This window comes from Pseudomonas sp. A0308 (genome assembly GCF_044218815.1).
Classification (GTDB): domain Bacteria; phylum Pseudomonadota; class Gammaproteobacteria; order Pseudomonadales; family Pseudomonadaceae; genus Aquipseudomonas; species Aquipseudomonas iridis.
The window spans coordinates 73,284-86,611 of the sequence record NZ_CP162581.1 but is presented as its reverse complement, the minus strand read 5'-3'; the positions used below and the strand labels follow the sequence as shown (position 1 = coordinate 86,611).

The following is a 13,328-nucleotide window of genomic DNA, read 5'->3' as shown; positions in this document are numbered from 1 at the left end:
GCGGCCTCAGCGTGTTTGCGCTGGGGCCTGATTGGCTTGTGATTGTTCCCTTAGCTCCATCATCAGCTCGCTCACAAGTGATGTGAACCATCGAGTGAACGGATCCTGATTCAACACATGCTGCCACGCTATCCCGATATTGAATCGGGAGGAGTTGAACGGCAGAGCGCTTATGGCCAGTCCGAAATGGTCGGCCAGGAAGTGTGCTGTGGTGGAAGGTACGTTGCACAGGATGGGGGTCTCTTTGAGCACCAGCGGCAGCGTTGAAAACCTCGCCAATGTGGCAATGACATTTCGGGTGCGTCCTAGCGCCTGTAGTTGAGGCTCAAGCATTCCGCAGATCTCACCACGAGGCGAGATCAGCAGCTGCGGGGTCGCTAAGTACTCATCCAGTCCTATGGGAGCGGCCAACACGATTTGTTTGGGGTCAAACAGCGCCACAAACCCCTCTTCATAGAGGATTTGGCAAGGCTCTCTGAGCTGCAGTTCTGGCAGTAATGCAGCCAGCACCACCTCCGCGTCGCCCGACTGCAGCATTTTGTCGATGCAGTGGTAGTCAGCGTCTCTGACGACCAGTCGAACGCCGGGTGCCTGCTCCTGAAGCGCACGAATGAGGCGCGGAAGCAGCGCCGCCTCCAGGTCATCGGCTATCGCAAATCGCACCACACGTGTGACGGTGGCTGGATCGAAATGCCCTCGTTCCAAAAGTGCCAATCGAAGGTCTTGCAGAAATGGATCGATCAGCGTCACCAGCTCCAACGCCTTGGGGGTAGGTGCCATGCCCCTCCCCGTTCGCACCAAGAGCTGATCATTCATCAACTCTCGAAGCCGGTTCAGCGACATGCTGATCGCGGGAGATCCCACATGCAAAAGCGCCGCTGTTTGCCTGACGCTGCGCTCACGTACCAAGACGCTCAACACTACCAACAGGTTGAGATCCATTTTCCTAAGTTCATTTAAAGTGAATTCGCTCTTCATAATGTTCACTCTAGTCGAATCTATGTGTGCTCGCTATGCTTTTTTCACCAGCATTACAGATGGAGAAAAACATGACCACCATGCGTACTGTTCGAGTAGACACCCTACGAGAACCGCTAAAGATCTGCCGAGTGAACATCCCGGAAATCGGTGATGACGAGGCCCTCGTGCGGGTCACCGCATCGGGGATTTGCCGTACCGATTGGCATCTGTGGAATGGCGACTGGGCCTGGTTGGGTTTGAAGCTGCCAATGCCAACAACCCTGGGTCACGAAATTGGCGGAGTGGTCGAGAAAGTCGGCTCACGCGTCAAAGGACTTACCGCAGGTACCCGTGTCAGCGTCCCGTTCAACTTCGCGTGCGGATGCTGCCCACAGTGCCGCAAGGGCTCTCAGAATATTTGCGACGACGCCTCATGGCCTTTCATGCTGGAAGGGTCAGGCGGTTGGTCTGAGTACGTTCGAGTGCCTAACGCCTCGCTCAACTGCGTTCCACTTCCTGAGAGTGTTACGGAGCTCGACGCTGCAGCGCTGGGCTGCCGATACATGACGGCCTACCGAGCGGTGGCCAGTCGCGCCAATGTCAAAGGTGGCGAAAAGGTAGCGATTGTTGGCTTGGGTGGTGTTGGTCTCGCAGCAGTTGAGATCGCGGTTGCGCTCGGAGCCCAGGTGATCGGTATCGATACACGTGAAGCTCAGCTCAAGGCCGCTGCCAAGCTTGGCGCCGTCGCGACCCTCAACAGTTCGGGCCTGACCCCAGAACAGGCCGGTGAGAAAGTGCGTGCACTGAACAACGGCACTGGCGTTAGCGCATCGATCGACGCGGTCGGGGTCAGCAACGCCACACTGACAGCCCTTGAAAGCCTGATGAAGGGTGGCCGTATGGCGACCGTGGGCTTGTCCAGCGAAGAAGACAAAGGCCTGTTGACCATCCCGATCGACAAGCTTGTGTTCAGCGAATGGTCGATCGCCGGCAGCTTGGGCAATCCGCAGCCTGAATACGCCAAGCTGCTTTCAATGATCGACGCAGGCCGACTCAATCCGAGCCAGCACGTGACCGAGCAAGTCAGTCTGGAAGACGTCCAGTCCGTGATGGACAGGATGCCCAAATTCGATACCAACGGTTACGTCATCATCACCAAGTTCGACTGAATCAGGAATTTTCTCAATGCCTCTTATCTACGTAAACAGCCCCGAAGGCACCTTCAGTGATTCGGCACGCGACGCCTTGGCCGAAGAGCTGACTGTCGCGGCCCTTGAGTCGGAAGGCCTGCCCACCACCCCGTTTGTTAAAAGCACCACCTGGATTTACTTCAAAGATCACCCTGCTTCCCATGTCTACCACGGCGGTAAGCCTGGCGGCACCAAGATCATTTCTCTAGAAGTAAACGCCTTTCAGGGCGGCCTGGATGCTGTGGCCAAAGAGAGCCTCATCACCCGGTTCACGGCAGCCATTCGAAAGCACGCGGGCATTGCGGAGCAGGATCTTGCACCGGTCTACATCGTGCTTCGTGACGTATCCACAATCGACTGGGGCGTCTTCGGAGACACCATCACCCTGAACGACCTGCGCAACCCACCGGCTGATGCCAAGCCAGTCTGAGGTTGCCAATGGCCAAAGTATTTGTAGTGGGTGCGACCGGTGAAACGGGGCTGCGGCTGTGTCGGCAATTGGTCGAAGCAGGCCATAGCGCTGTAGGCCTGTACCGTCGTCCCGAGCAAGCCGAGGTGCTGCGAGGTATCGGGGCAATTTCTGTCCTGGGTGACCTTGTCACCACGTCCACGACAGAGCTGAGCGAGCTGATGCTGGAGGCCGACGCCGTGGTTTTCACGGCGGGGGCCAATGGCGGTGGCAACGAGATGACCGATGCGGTGGATGGCGCCGGCGTGACCAAGGCAAGCGATGCTGCTGCATATGCAGGCGTGTGGCGCTTTCTTCTCGTCTCGGCGTTTCCAGATGCATGGCGCGAAAAACGAATGCCTGAAGATTTCGAGCATTACATGTTCGTGAAGCGCCAGGCGGACGTCTACCTGTCCCACACCGAACTCGACTGGGTCATTCTCAGGCCAGGAACTCTGCTCAATGAGCCTGGAACCGGCCTGATCAGAACGGGGCTTGCTATCCCGTACGGCGAAGTATCGCGCGATGACGTCGCGGCCACGCTTGTGCAGTTGATTGAAACGCCCTCGGTGAATCGCCTGATTATCGAGTTGACTGCCGGAGACACCCCCGTGTCCGAGGCGGTCGCAAAAATGGCGCAATAGGTCTGTCTTGATACGTTGATTATTGTCAGTAACGCCCATTGAAGGCGAGGAGATCCCATGGTTGAGGTGAAAGCCGCAGTAGTTAGAGAAAAAGGCGGCCACTTTCTGATCGAACAGTTGCAGTTGGATGAACCGCGCCATAACGAGCTTTTGATAAAGATTGTGGCGACCGGGGTCCGGTACTCAGCGGTTACTGGATCACGCGCGCACGCTGTCCACTCAGACGCTTCAATGGGTCGCTGATGGGGTGAATGGACTGGCGTCAGCCCAAGAGCATCTGAGGCTTGAGCGATTGATCCTGGACATATCCCTGTTTTACCCACCACTGCTGGGCATGGAATGGATGTCGATGGCTTCCGGACGCAAGATGGAAATCAGCGCCCTTATGCAGCCTGGCAGTGCCTCCAATTGCCTGACGAGGATGCTTCGCTCCCTGACGGCCCAGAGTTCATCCAATTGAACAATCGACAGCGCCATTGTGCGGCTGTGCCGGGTCGCCGCTGACTCGGGGATCACGCCGATACCAACACCCGCCTCAACCATACGGCAGATGGATTCGAAGCTGGTGACCTGTATCCGCCAGGTGAGGTGCTCACCCAGTTTTTCAGCTTGTTCGCGCATGAACTCTTGCAGCGTGCTGCCCTCCTGCAGGCCCACATGGTGGAAAGCCAAGGCGTCCCTGAGCTTCAGAGGCTCACCGGTATCCAGCACATGGCCCTTCGGCACGACCAGTACGAGCCGGTCAGTGCTGAAGTGCAAGACCTGCAGATCCTTGGCAGCCACAGGGCCAGCAATGATCCCTATGTCGGTAGCCCCTTCCTGAACACCCCGTACGATGTCGCGCGACAGACGCTCCTGAAGGTCTACCGTAACGCCCGGATTCTTGGCCAGAAATCCAGCCAGGACTTCAGGCAAAAACTCTGTGACGGCTGTCGTGTTTGCAAATATCCGTATGTGACCTGAGGAGTCTGTCCCGTACTCCGCAAACTCGGTTTTCAGATAACCAATCTGTCGCATGATCAGCCGAGCATGCTTGAGCAATCGCTGGCCTGCGTCGGTCAGTTCAACCCCTTTGCTTCCCCTATAAAGTAGGTGGCAGTTGAGCTGGGCCTCGAGCGCCTTGATTCGAACACTTGCGGCTGCAGGAGAAATGAATGCGCGTTTAGCACCTTGCGTGAGGCTGGGGGCCTCCGCAATGTGGATAAAAAGGCGCAGGTCAGTTAGGTCGAGATGCATAGAGGATGTGGCCTTAGCTATGTGTTAACCATTTCAAAACGCAGGGTTTAAGAAACGCTACTTCTCAGAACGCTATGAGGCTCTCATGATCTGCTCATAACAACAACTGTTGAGTGCCAATTTAATGGCTCATTTCACCGATTGGTTGGGACGTACAGAACGGTCATCAGACCCTCTAAGCGATAATCTCCTCAAGCGTATAGCTGCCACGTTCAATCTGGACACCCTGAGCGTCAATGCCCCCCTTCAGCCCTTGTGGCACTGGTGCTTTTTTCAGGAGCCAGTGGGCGAGCCGGCACTCGGCATCGATGGGCACCCGCAGCGCGGCGGCTTTCTCCCTGAGGCCGAAGACAATTATCTAGCCAAGCTGACGGAGCTTAAAGATGACTGAAACTACTCACCCCCCTCGCCCACTGGATGGCATTACTGTTGTCAGCCTCGAACATGCGATCGCTGCGCCTTTCTGCACGCGCCAGCTCGCTGACCTGGGTGCACGTGTGATCAAGATCGAGCGGCCGGCCGTCGGCGATTTCGCTCGGGCCTATGACACCCGTACAAAGGGACTCGCCTCACACTTCGTCTGGACGAACCGATCAAAAGAAAGCCTGACCCTGGATGTGAAAAAGCCGGGGGCAGACTCTATCCTGGAAGGGCTGCTGGCCAAGGCAGACATACTTGTGCAGAACTTGGCACCCGGTGCCGCTGCACGCATGGGATTGTCCTTTGAAGCTCTTCATGAGCGTTTTCCCAAACTGATCGTCTGCGATATTTCGGGTTACGGTGAGGGTGGCCCCTATGAGCAGAAGAAAGCCTACGACCTTCTGATCCAGAGCGAGGGCGGATTTCTCTCCGTAACAGGCGGTGCCGGAGCTGATGAGCTGGCAAAGGCAGGTTGCTCCATTGCTGACATAGCAGCGGGCATGTACGCCTACACGGGAATTCTCTCGGCACTCTTGCTACGAGGTCGCACGGGAGTGGGTAGCCGTGTCGATGTCAGCATGCTCGAAAGCCTGGTCGAGTGGATGGGCTATCCGATGTACTACGCATTCGATGGTGCCGAGCCGCCGCCAAGGGCTGGGGCTTCCCACTCCACCATCTACCCCTACGGCCCATTCCCGGTAGGCGAAAACGACAGAGTCATGCTCGGCCTGCAGAATGAACGTGAATGGGCGCTCTTTTGCGAGCGTGTCCTTCGTCAGCCTGAATTACAGGCCGATGAGCGTTTCAACTCCAATGCCAACCGGTCAACTCACCGCAGCGAGCTGCGCGCCATCATTGTGGACACCTTTGCAACCCTCGGCATTGAGGAGGTGGTGAAGCGATTGGATGAAGCTCCTATCGCCAATGCCAAGGTCAACGATATGCACGCCGTATGGTCGCACCCCCAGCTGAAGTCGCGTAATCGCTGGGTCGATGTGGGGAGCCCTCAAGGCACTCTGCCTGCGCTGCTGCCACCAGGTGCCAATAGTGCATTCACACCGCGTATGGATGCGATACCGGCCTTGGGCGAGCACAGCGAATCAATCCTCGCTGAGCTGGGCTACTCCGTACGTGATATCGAGCAACTGAAGGTGGCGGGTGCGATATGAGCATGCATCTGGAACCCTCAATCAGAACTGCGCTGTTCGTCCCTGGTAGCCGACCGGAAAGATTCGATAAGGCGATCGCCACCGGTGCCGACACGATAATTGTTGATTTCGAAGACGCTGTCGAAGAATCGATGAAGCGTCAGGCGCGAGAACATCTGGGCATCTACCTTACCGCCAACCCAGGGCTTCGCATGGTGGTTCGCGTTAACGCCAGCGAACATCATGAGCATGAATCCGACCTGGATTTCTGCGGCCGCTTTCCCGAAGTCTCTGTCATCTTGCTGCCCAAGGCAGAGTCGGCTGACCAGGTGGCTCGTGCTGCGGCCACAGGCAAACGGATCTGGCCGTTGATCGAAAGCGCCAAGGGATTGGAATTTCTCCCCGCCATTGCCTCAGTATCAGGCGTCGAGCGCTTGACGTTTGGCGCGTTGGATCTGGGGCTAGATCTTGGGATGCGTGCGCAGAGCGCCGCTGCAGGTCGGATATTTGATCAAGTCCGATATGAAATACTCATCGCAACTGCGAGGTCTAAGCTCGCTAGGCCTCTCGATACGGTGTTCCCAGATTTTTCTAATCTTGAAGGCCTTGCCAGGTTCGCCCAGGACGCTTCGGATAGGGGGTTCGGCGGCATGCTCTGCATCCACCCGAGCCAGGTGATGGTTGTGAACACCGTTTTCGAACCCACAGTGCAAGAAATAGACTGGGCTCGCAGGGTTGTGGATGGCGCTGAGGGAAGTGTTGGAGCATTTCGTTTAGACGGCAAGATGATCGACGCGCCAGTCATCGCAGCAGCTCGCCGACTGTTACAGAGTCTTTAGCATCGACGAGCGTCCGCGTCGGGCAGTTGCGATCCATGCCTGAAGGTGGCCCGAATGTCCATAGAGCAAGGCAAGGTCAACTCAAGACTGAAATGCAGGTGTTATGACTCACTCGACTTTGCAGGTTTGACAGGACGCTAGATTCTCTTATTCACCCAGCCTTAGCTCCAACTACTCCTCGACCTCTAGCTCGGCGAAGTAGATGAGGCTACTGCCCCCCTCCCCTTATAGAATCCAGATGGTACCCAGAAACTCCAATCGCTCTGGGGCCATCTTGGACATACTGTAACGAATCCCCGAGCATCACAATGTGGTCGCTGGAAGTGTCCATACCCTAGGCCTTTCTGACGTCCAACCGAAGGCAGATCTCGCGCTAGATATCTAGGTGGGACTTCATTACTCCGATGTTGAAGCCTACCGCAAATGCGTCGACATCTTGGAACAGATACCGATAAACATCCCTTAAAATCTGAGCAGAGGTTGGGCGTTAAAGGCGTCCGGGTAGATCGTGATCGATGCAAACCTCTCATCGAAGTAATGCTGCAACGATTCCATTCCTTTGGGCTTACATTGATACCAAAACGCTCGGCAGCTACCTCCAGTGATAGGCTGGACGTCATAGGGATATGAAGATCGGCAACGGCTGGCCAACGTCCGTTCAAGCCCTTGTACGCCAACGTAGCGGCATCACATCTGTCGAGGCAGCGGGTATTTGGGATGCCGTTTTTAACGGCCTAGGGAGCACTGATGGTGAACGTGTCCGAATGGCATTTGATCCAGTCGGCGGTGTAGCAGTCAGGTACGTTGCGCCCGCTGATGGCTAAAGTTTTGCCGTTCGACCAGATCGCTGACCTCGCATAGATACATAGAGTCTAACGCCCAGATCGGGAAGTTCGTGGCCGAGATCTGAGTCACCGTGCAGCGCCCACCTGTACCGATAACGTGGCTGTCACGGGCAGACCCAGCAAAGGCCCAATGCCGAAATGACAGCCAAGCCCCACTGTCGACATTCAGATAATGGGCTGATAAGAAAATGCTGATCGTTTCGAGCGTTCTAAACATTTAGCGTACGCGATGAGCGTAGTCAATAACCGCTGCCGCCGCTGCAGCAATGGGACGATCACGCTTTCGCGCGATCTGCCCATGCGTCCAATTACATGTCAGATTACAATCACACATAATGGTTTCGAGCTCTTCGTTTTTAAGCGGACGGTGTCGGAGGCGTTACTTTGCTCCATATCGACTCCAAGAGTATGAATGGCTCGGCGTGTTCAGTATCAGAACTATTCGACTGAGATAACGCCAAAATAGCGAAATTTTTTCTTTTCCGCGTCGGCCTTCGCCTCGGTTTCAGCCAAGAGTATGCTGAGGATGTTGGTGTTATGTGCGAACACCTCCTGTGGGCCTTGGAGGGTTTTCTTCACATAATAGCGCGCCCGAATAACGCCCAGCGAATTTCTTCTTTGCTAAGTGCTTGACACACCATTCGATTCTCTTGAACAAATTACTCCAGTTCAGTGGAATCACTACTGTAACGCTAGAAACTGAACAGTAACCCTCGATGGTTTACACCTCGTAGAATAGCTTTATACCCGACAGACTCACCCATGGGACAACTTATTGCTTTTCTGCGTTTGAGTAATATAGCTCATGAACCCTCTCCCCTGTACGTTGGTCGAAGACTTTGCAGGGATCGTAGGGAGTGATATTAACCCCTCTCACCAGGCATTTAACTACCTGCTGGCCGATAAGATCCAAATCAATAATGTTCAGGCAGGCATAGTCCTGCTCAAGCCCCTTTACGCAGTGGCGATCTCCGCCCATTGCCCAGGCCAGCAATATTCGATTTACTGCGTCGTGGCTGACAATAAGAAGCGAACGCCATGACGACTCGCTGACAATAAGATGAAATTGTTCAAGAACACGAGCCTCAAAACTATCCCAGTCTTCCCCGCCCAAAAACGTTCCACCCACCTCGTCAATAGTTTCGTAGGCAACACCGATTAGTTCGTGCCGCTCGTGCCGCGGAATGTTGCCCTGGCAGCCAGCCTTTATTTCCCTGAACGCCTCGGCTCGCTCCAACATACCTTCCTGTTCATCTAGCAGAATTCTGGCGGTTTGATAGGCATGGGGATAATCCGAGCAAACCGCCCGGTCGAAGGTAACATCCTGCAGCATGACGGCAAGCTCGCGAACCTGACGAATACCCTTATCGGATAGTTTGAAATTGCAAGATTCCAAGGCGTTAGTGTCTTTCTGGAAAGACTCTATATCTCCGTGACGAACCAGATAGCAACGCCTCCGAAAACGGCTTATGGAGTCACTTGGAACTACGGCGCAGGCGAACGCATCAACTTTCATCTCATCACCCTGGAATAAGATTTACGCGAACCTGAGAAAGCATTGTGCGTAGCACCTCAGCCAAATTTTAAAGATTGGATTAATCGAAGCCAAAAAAACACATCACAAATAGTTGAAACTTAAAATTAGCTGACAACTCAAAAGCAGGTTTTTTTTGGTGATTAATTTTGAATGCTAAAACCAAGAAGCATAGCGACACCACGAATAAAGAAATCAAACACAATACAACTATAAAACCACTCACCATCTCCACAGTTTTTTTTCACAGTTTTCCACCAAACAACATCAACGGGATGTATGTGAACACCCTCAAAAGTCTAACATCGTCAGCCAGTACGCGCCGTAAAAAAAATTACCACAGCTGCTCATTTAAGGAATCGCGCCGAGAAACAGTTAATCTCAACGCGACCCCTTGTCCACCGCTGTTTTACTTACAGCTCATCTTTAATTTCCATTACCAACGCTGTCATGCCACCAGTTGCAAAATTTGCAGCGTCCATTGATGCCTTCATACCCTCTGAAGACATCTGAGATTCCTCAAGCGACTCCAGATCAGCATAACCAAGCAAGGCGATACGATAGTATGGGCCTCCGCCACCAACGATGGTTATAGGACCCTTACTCACAGAAAAGCTTTTCAGATGAGGGATCGCCTTAACAAGTGGCGTGTGGACCTCTTCATAGTATTGATCGAAGGCTGCAGGGTCCGTTGGAACTCCGTAAAGAACTATCACTTGATACATTGGTTTTCCTCGCTATGTTTGATGGTACATCTGAATGCAGAATATTGCTTTTCGCATACTATCGAATGTATACGTATGGCCATTTGAATACGCATCAGCTTTCAGGGCAACGGCCAAATTCCCAGCCCTCACTATCAGACTATTTTTTGGCCATCCCTGAACATTGCAGCATGGAGCCGTTCCTGATTTATGGATTTTTGATTGCTGCCAGAGAATTACACACTCATCCAAAAAACACCAAAGTAGAACATGTAAGGTCTGAGATATCAAAAAACTCAAACTCTGCGTTAACTATAAACATGATCATTTATGAAAGTGCGGAAGAACATGCTCTCCCAAAAGATCAAGAGTACGCATATGTTGTTCGTGACTCATCGCATCAACGGTCAAAATCACTTCATCCACACCGCGGGATTCAAGCGCTCTGAGTGCGACTATAATATCATCAGGTGTACCAACCATGATCGATGGGCTGAGCTCTATGAGTTTGTCAAGGTTTCGCTTATATTCTACAATACGTTGAATACCGGCAAAGTACTCATACGTAGGTTCCTTAGCCAATGGCAAATAAATATCCAAAATGAACTGAACATAAGCAAAGGCTCGCATTCTTACCTCAGCCAATGCAGTTGCTCGATCAGCTGCACAATGAAAAATTGGAACATAATAACCATATGAATTATTCACACGATCATTAACTGGAGTTGCGCTTCCTATTGTATCGCGGTAAGCGCTAATACACTCATCTATGTAGTCCCATCCAAAAAAATTATCGAAGGTAAGTATTCCAACGCCGTACTCAGCTGCCAGTTTGTGAGAGTCAGGCCCTGAGCTCACAGAAAACAAATGGGGCGATGGTTTCTGCAATGGCCTAGGATTGACCTTAACTTCTTCAAAAGGCCAGTACTTTCCGTTGGGATTAGAGACCACACCTTTGGTCAGCGTCTCCCCAATTACCGTTATCGCCTCCTTCCACCGATCTTTGGTCTCGGCTGGCTTTACACCGAAGGCCTGCATGACTAATTTATTGTTGCCACGAGCCGTACAGAGTTCTGCCCGCCCATTAGATAAAATATCGAGGGTAGCTAAACGCTCTGCAACCGTAATTGGATTATGGAACGGGATCGTAACGGCCATGTAGCGAATAATTATATTTTTAGTAAGCGCCGCGACAGCACCATAGAGCGCGTCAGGGGCTGAAATAGTCGGACCATCAATAAAGTGGGCCTCAGATGTACCCCAGCAATAGAAACCGAGCTCGTCTGCACGCACAGCCTCGCGGATCATGTCGTGCATTTTCCTTTGTGGCGGTGTGCCAGCCAACGCACCGTCGGAGATTATGCCGATTTTCATTTACGTTCCTCGTGTTTTAGGTGTAGGCCGACATGACCCAACTTTACTAAATACGGTTGCTCATGCATTCGGACAACCGCCAATCAACTGGCGCGCCAAATTGCACTGAACTACTGCCCGACTGACCCGCTTGGGATCGTCACCGCGATCATCGAGCCACGTTGCAAAACAACTGTTATGTATCCTTGCACAGCGGTTTTTTTTACGCAACACCTGTTTTGTAAAAAACCACAAGCCTATAATCACGACATGCAGGACCAACTCGATGCCTGATAAAAGGTGGCGCTGAGTAGCTGTGGAGTGGTCCAGCGCGATAGCGTCTAGTCCGGGGGATGCAGTATGCTGGCACGGCGACGATCAGCCTCACAGCAAGACCATATTTGGTAACCCGTTGATTGGGCTTATGCTTCAACGCATACCCATTTTGCTTTACAAACCGGTCGAATCATTTTTTTTGCGCGCAGCGTTTCTTTTTGTAATACGCGTTCTAAGAACGCTAAATTGGGAGTAGTTATGCCACGGGTAATAGATCACGAGGAGCGTCGCAACGAGGTGCTAGCAGCGACCTGGAAAGTCGTAGCGACTGAGGGACTAGAAGCAGCGACAATCCGAAGAATTGCAATTGAAGTAGGATGTACAGCGGGGCTTGTGACGCATCATTTCGCCAATAAAGATGAAATTCTTGTAGCGGCTTTGCGTCAGGTACACGTTGCCGCGGCCAGGAGGATGGCATCGCACCTGTCTAGCGGATCGCCGCTCAAAACGCTATACGCGGTTCTCCTTGAGGTTCTGCCGCTCGACGATGACCGTAAGCTTGAGTGGCGTGTATGGATAGCGTTCTGGGGACAATCGCTTGGTAAGCCTTACCTGGCGCAAGAACTCCATAACCGCTATTCTGAATGGCGAAATGCCATAAGCGGGCTCATGCGGGCCGCTCAGCGTAGCCAAGAGGTCTCTCCACAACTTGATGTGCGCCTCTGGACAGATATCACGATCAGTCTTATTGACGGATTAGGGCTACAGGCTGTACTGGAGCCACAATACTTTAGTACCCAACGGCTCAAAAAAGTTGTGGCCTCACACATGGAAAAACTCCTGCAAGACGTAAATCTAATTGAAACTTCTTGAGGTCACTAGATAAATAGCCAGGATTTCGTTGCAATTTAATTCAGCAACACAAGCCCCTTCGATAGACTTTTTTACCGATATTATTAGCAGCATCTTACGCCCCTCACTGATTAATTATAATTAGTGAGATGCTGCCCGACACTTTAATGGCAAGCCATAAACCCTATCGCAAAGCAACACCCCCATAATTAATTAACCATGTCATACGTGGTTAAGTTTTAAGGAGGTGTAACACAGCTAAATACTGCAAAATGAATAAGATCTACTGATGCGTCAACCGAGCAAACCAAGAACTACATCTCTAAATATTGTTGCATTTTATGTACGCTGGTTCTCGCAAAGCGATTTAACAGCGGCGGACATAATTACATATTTCAAAAAGACCAAACGGCATTATTTACGCTGATTTCGAGCTCGCATCAAAAATTTCATTTGTATTATCGTGCTTAGGGAAGAATGAAAAGAATTTTAACTTTTTCTGTAGCTGAAGCTCTATCGATATAGCCGATAGCATCAGGCTCAGTGCTTATCTTAGCAACCACGGCAGCATCGTCAGCAACACTTGGAAGCGGTTGACCTTTGCCGGTAAAAACCAGTCCCGACCAATACGATTTTAATTGTGACTCGTTTTTATTTACAATTGCGCCATAGAACTTTTCCTTAGCGGGAGGCCAGTCCTTCTGGTCAATTCCTTTAAGGGACTTATCTTTACCCAGGAAAATGTTCGCTACGTCGGATTGCGAAGGTGTGACGCTGGCCCCAAGATTTACTATTACTGCAACTTCGGCTCGTGCTGCATTGACAGAGAAAATCAGAATGCAAACGCCAAGAGCACTATTAAACGTTTTCATGGGAGTT

General features: G+C 52.2%; 13 protein-coding genes. 7 read left to right on the top strand and 6 right to left on the bottom strand.

The annotated features are described in order from the left end of the window. Nucleotides 1-6: 6 nt before the first annotated feature. The gene (locus AB4P92_RS00405) at nt 7-978 is read right to left on the bottom strand and encodes a LysR substrate-binding domain-containing protein (RefSeq protein WP_102879481.1); all 972 of its coding nucleotides are present in this window, start codon (nt 976-978) and stop codon (nt 7-9) included. 71 nt (nt 979-1,049) lie between these two features. Here AB4P92_RS00405 and AB4P92_RS00400 point away from each other — a divergent pair, with 71 nt between their 5' ends. Genes AB4P92_RS00400 through AB4P92_RS00390 form a run of 3 tightly spaced genes read left to right on the top strand, consistent with a single transcriptional unit; the run spans nt 1,050 to nt 3,242 of the window. Beyond that, nucleotides 1,050-2,129, top strand: a complete 1,080-nt coding sequence (locus AB4P92_RS00400) for an alcohol dehydrogenase catalytic domain-containing protein (protein WP_169906557.1) — start codon at nt 1,050-1,052, stop codon at nt 2,127-2,129. 16 nt (nt 2,130-2,145) lie between these two features. Beyond that, nucleotides 2,146-2,580 (top strand): tautomerase family protein, encoded by a 435-nt coding sequence (locus AB4P92_RS00395; RefSeq protein WP_169906560.1) that lies wholly within the window; start codon nt 2,146-2,148, stop codon nt 2,578-2,580. An 8-nt stretch (nt 2,581-2,588) separates the two neighbouring features. Continuing rightward, nucleotides 2,589-3,242 carry an SDR family oxidoreductase gene (locus tag AB4P92_RS00390; RefSeq protein WP_169906562.1) on the top strand — a complete coding sequence of 218 codons (654 nt, stop codon included), beginning with the start codon at nt 2,589-2,591 and terminating at the stop codon, nt 3,240-3,242. Between the two features lie 315 nt (nt 3,243-3,557). Here AB4P92_RS00390 and AB4P92_RS00385 read toward each other — a convergent pair whose 3' ends face one another. Then, nucleotides 3,558-4,478 (bottom strand): LysR family transcriptional regulator, encoded by a 921-nt coding sequence (locus AB4P92_RS00385; RefSeq protein ID WP_169906563.1) that lies wholly within the window; start codon nt 4,476-4,478, stop codon nt 3,558-3,560. Between the two features lie 124 nt (nt 4,479-4,602). Between AB4P92_RS00385 and AB4P92_RS00380 the strand changes: the two genes are divergently transcribed. Genes AB4P92_RS00380 through AB4P92_RS00370 form a run of 3 tightly spaced genes read left to right on the top strand, consistent with a single transcriptional unit; the run spans nt 4,603 to nt 6,885 of the window. Further along, nucleotides 4,603-4,869, top strand: a complete 267-nt coding sequence (locus tag AB4P92_RS00380) for a hypothetical protein (RefSeq protein ID WP_169906565.1) — start codon at nt 4,603-4,605, stop codon at nt 4,867-4,869. Beyond that, nucleotides 4,862-6,067, top strand: coding sequence for a CaiB/BaiF CoA-transferase family protein (locus AB4P92_RS00375; protein WP_169906567.1), 1,206 nt, complete (start codon nt 4,862-4,864; stop codon nt 6,065-6,067). The genes AB4P92_RS00380 and AB4P92_RS00375 overlap by 8 nt, the downstream gene beginning before the upstream one ends. Next, nucleotides 6,064-6,885 carry a CoA ester lyase gene (locus AB4P92_RS00370; RefSeq protein ID WP_169906569.1) on the top strand — a complete coding sequence of 274 codons (822 nt, stop codon included), beginning with the start codon at nt 6,064-6,066 and terminating at the stop codon, nt 6,883-6,885. Before AB4P92_RS00375 ends, AB4P92_RS00370 begins: the two co-directional genes overlap by 4 nt. Nucleotides 6,886-8,502: 1,617 nt before the next feature. Here the strand turns inward: AB4P92_RS00370 and AB4P92_RS00365 are convergent. From AB4P92_RS00365 to AB4P92_RS00355, 3 genes are all read right to left on the bottom strand, one after another. Continuing rightward, on the bottom strand, nt 8,503-9,246 hold the full coding sequence (locus tag AB4P92_RS00365; protein ID WP_169906571.1) for a histidine phosphatase family protein: 744 nt from the start codon (nt 9,244-9,246) through the stop codon (nt 8,503-8,505). Nucleotides 9,247-9,677: 431 nt separating this feature from the next. After that, entirely contained in the window at nt 9,678-9,989 is a 312-nt protein-coding gene (locus tag AB4P92_RS00360; RefSeq protein ID WP_169906573.1) for an EthD family reductase, read from the bottom strand. A 303-nt stretch (nt 9,990-10,292) separates the two neighbouring features. Then, entirely contained in the window at nt 10,293-11,342 is a 1,050-nt protein-coding gene (locus AB4P92_RS00355; protein WP_169906575.1) for an LLM class flavin-dependent oxidoreductase, read from the bottom strand. Nucleotides 11,343-11,855: 513 nt separating this feature from the next. Here AB4P92_RS00355 and AB4P92_RS00350 point away from each other — a divergent pair. Next, entirely contained in the window at nt 11,856-12,470 is a 615-nt protein-coding gene (locus tag AB4P92_RS00350; RefSeq protein ID WP_169906577.1) for a TetR/AcrR family transcriptional regulator, read from the top strand. Nucleotides 12,471-12,916: 446 nt separating this feature from the next. Here AB4P92_RS00350 and AB4P92_RS00345 read toward each other — a convergent pair whose 3' ends face one another. Beyond that, nucleotides 12,917-13,321, bottom strand: coding sequence for a phosphate ABC transporter substrate-binding protein (locus tag AB4P92_RS00345; protein WP_197881985.1), 405 nt, complete (start codon nt 13,319-13,321; stop codon nt 12,917-12,919). Nucleotides 13,322-13,328: the final 7 nt, after the last annotated feature.

Coding starts and splice junctions, on each gene's coding strand:
- AB4P92_RS00355 (WP_169906575.1), bottom strand. CDS start 11,342: ATGAAAATCGGCATAATCTCCGACGGTGCGTTGGCTGGCACACCGCCA.
- AB4P92_RS00390 (WP_169906562.1), top strand. CDS start 2,589: ATGGCCAAAGTATTTGTAGTGGGTGCGACCGGTGAAACGGGGCTGCGG.
- AB4P92_RS00350 (WP_169906577.1), top strand. CDS start 11,856: ATGCCACGGGTAATAGATCACGAGGAGCGTCGCAACGAGGTGCTAGCA.
- AB4P92_RS00370 (WP_169906569.1), top strand. CDS start 6,064: ATGAGCATGCATCTGGAACCCTCAATCAGAACTGCGCTGTTCGTCCCT.
- AB4P92_RS00345 (WP_197881985.1), bottom strand. CDS start 13,321: ATGAAAACGTTTAATAGTGCTCTTGGCGTTTGCATTCTGATTTTCTCT.
- AB4P92_RS00365 (WP_169906571.1), bottom strand. CDS start 9,246: ATGAAAGTTGATGCGTTCGCCTGCGCCGTAGTTCCAAGTGACTCCATA.
- AB4P92_RS00405 (WP_102879481.1), bottom strand. CDS start 978: ATGAAGAGCGAATTCACTTTAAATGAACTTAGGAAAATGGATCTCAAC.
- AB4P92_RS00395 (WP_169906560.1), top strand. CDS start 2,146: ATGCCTCTTATCTACGTAAACAGCCCCGAAGGCACCTTCAGTGATTCG.
- AB4P92_RS00385 (WP_169906563.1), bottom strand. CDS start 4,478: ATGCATCTCGACCTAACTGACCTGCGCCTTTTTATCCACATTGCGGAG.
- AB4P92_RS00375 (WP_169906567.1), top strand. CDS start 4,862: ATGACTGAAACTACTCACCCCCCTCGCCCACTGGATGGCATTACTGTT.
- AB4P92_RS00400 (WP_169906557.1), top strand. CDS start 1,050: ATGACCACCATGCGTACTGTTCGAGTAGACACCCTACGAGAACCGCTA.
- AB4P92_RS00360 (WP_169906573.1), bottom strand. CDS start 9,989: ATGTATCAAGTGATAGTTCTTTACGGAGTTCCAACGGACCCTGCAGCC.
- AB4P92_RS00380 (WP_169906565.1), top strand. CDS start 4,603: ATGGCTCATTTCACCGATTGGTTGGGACGTACAGAACGGTCATCAGAC.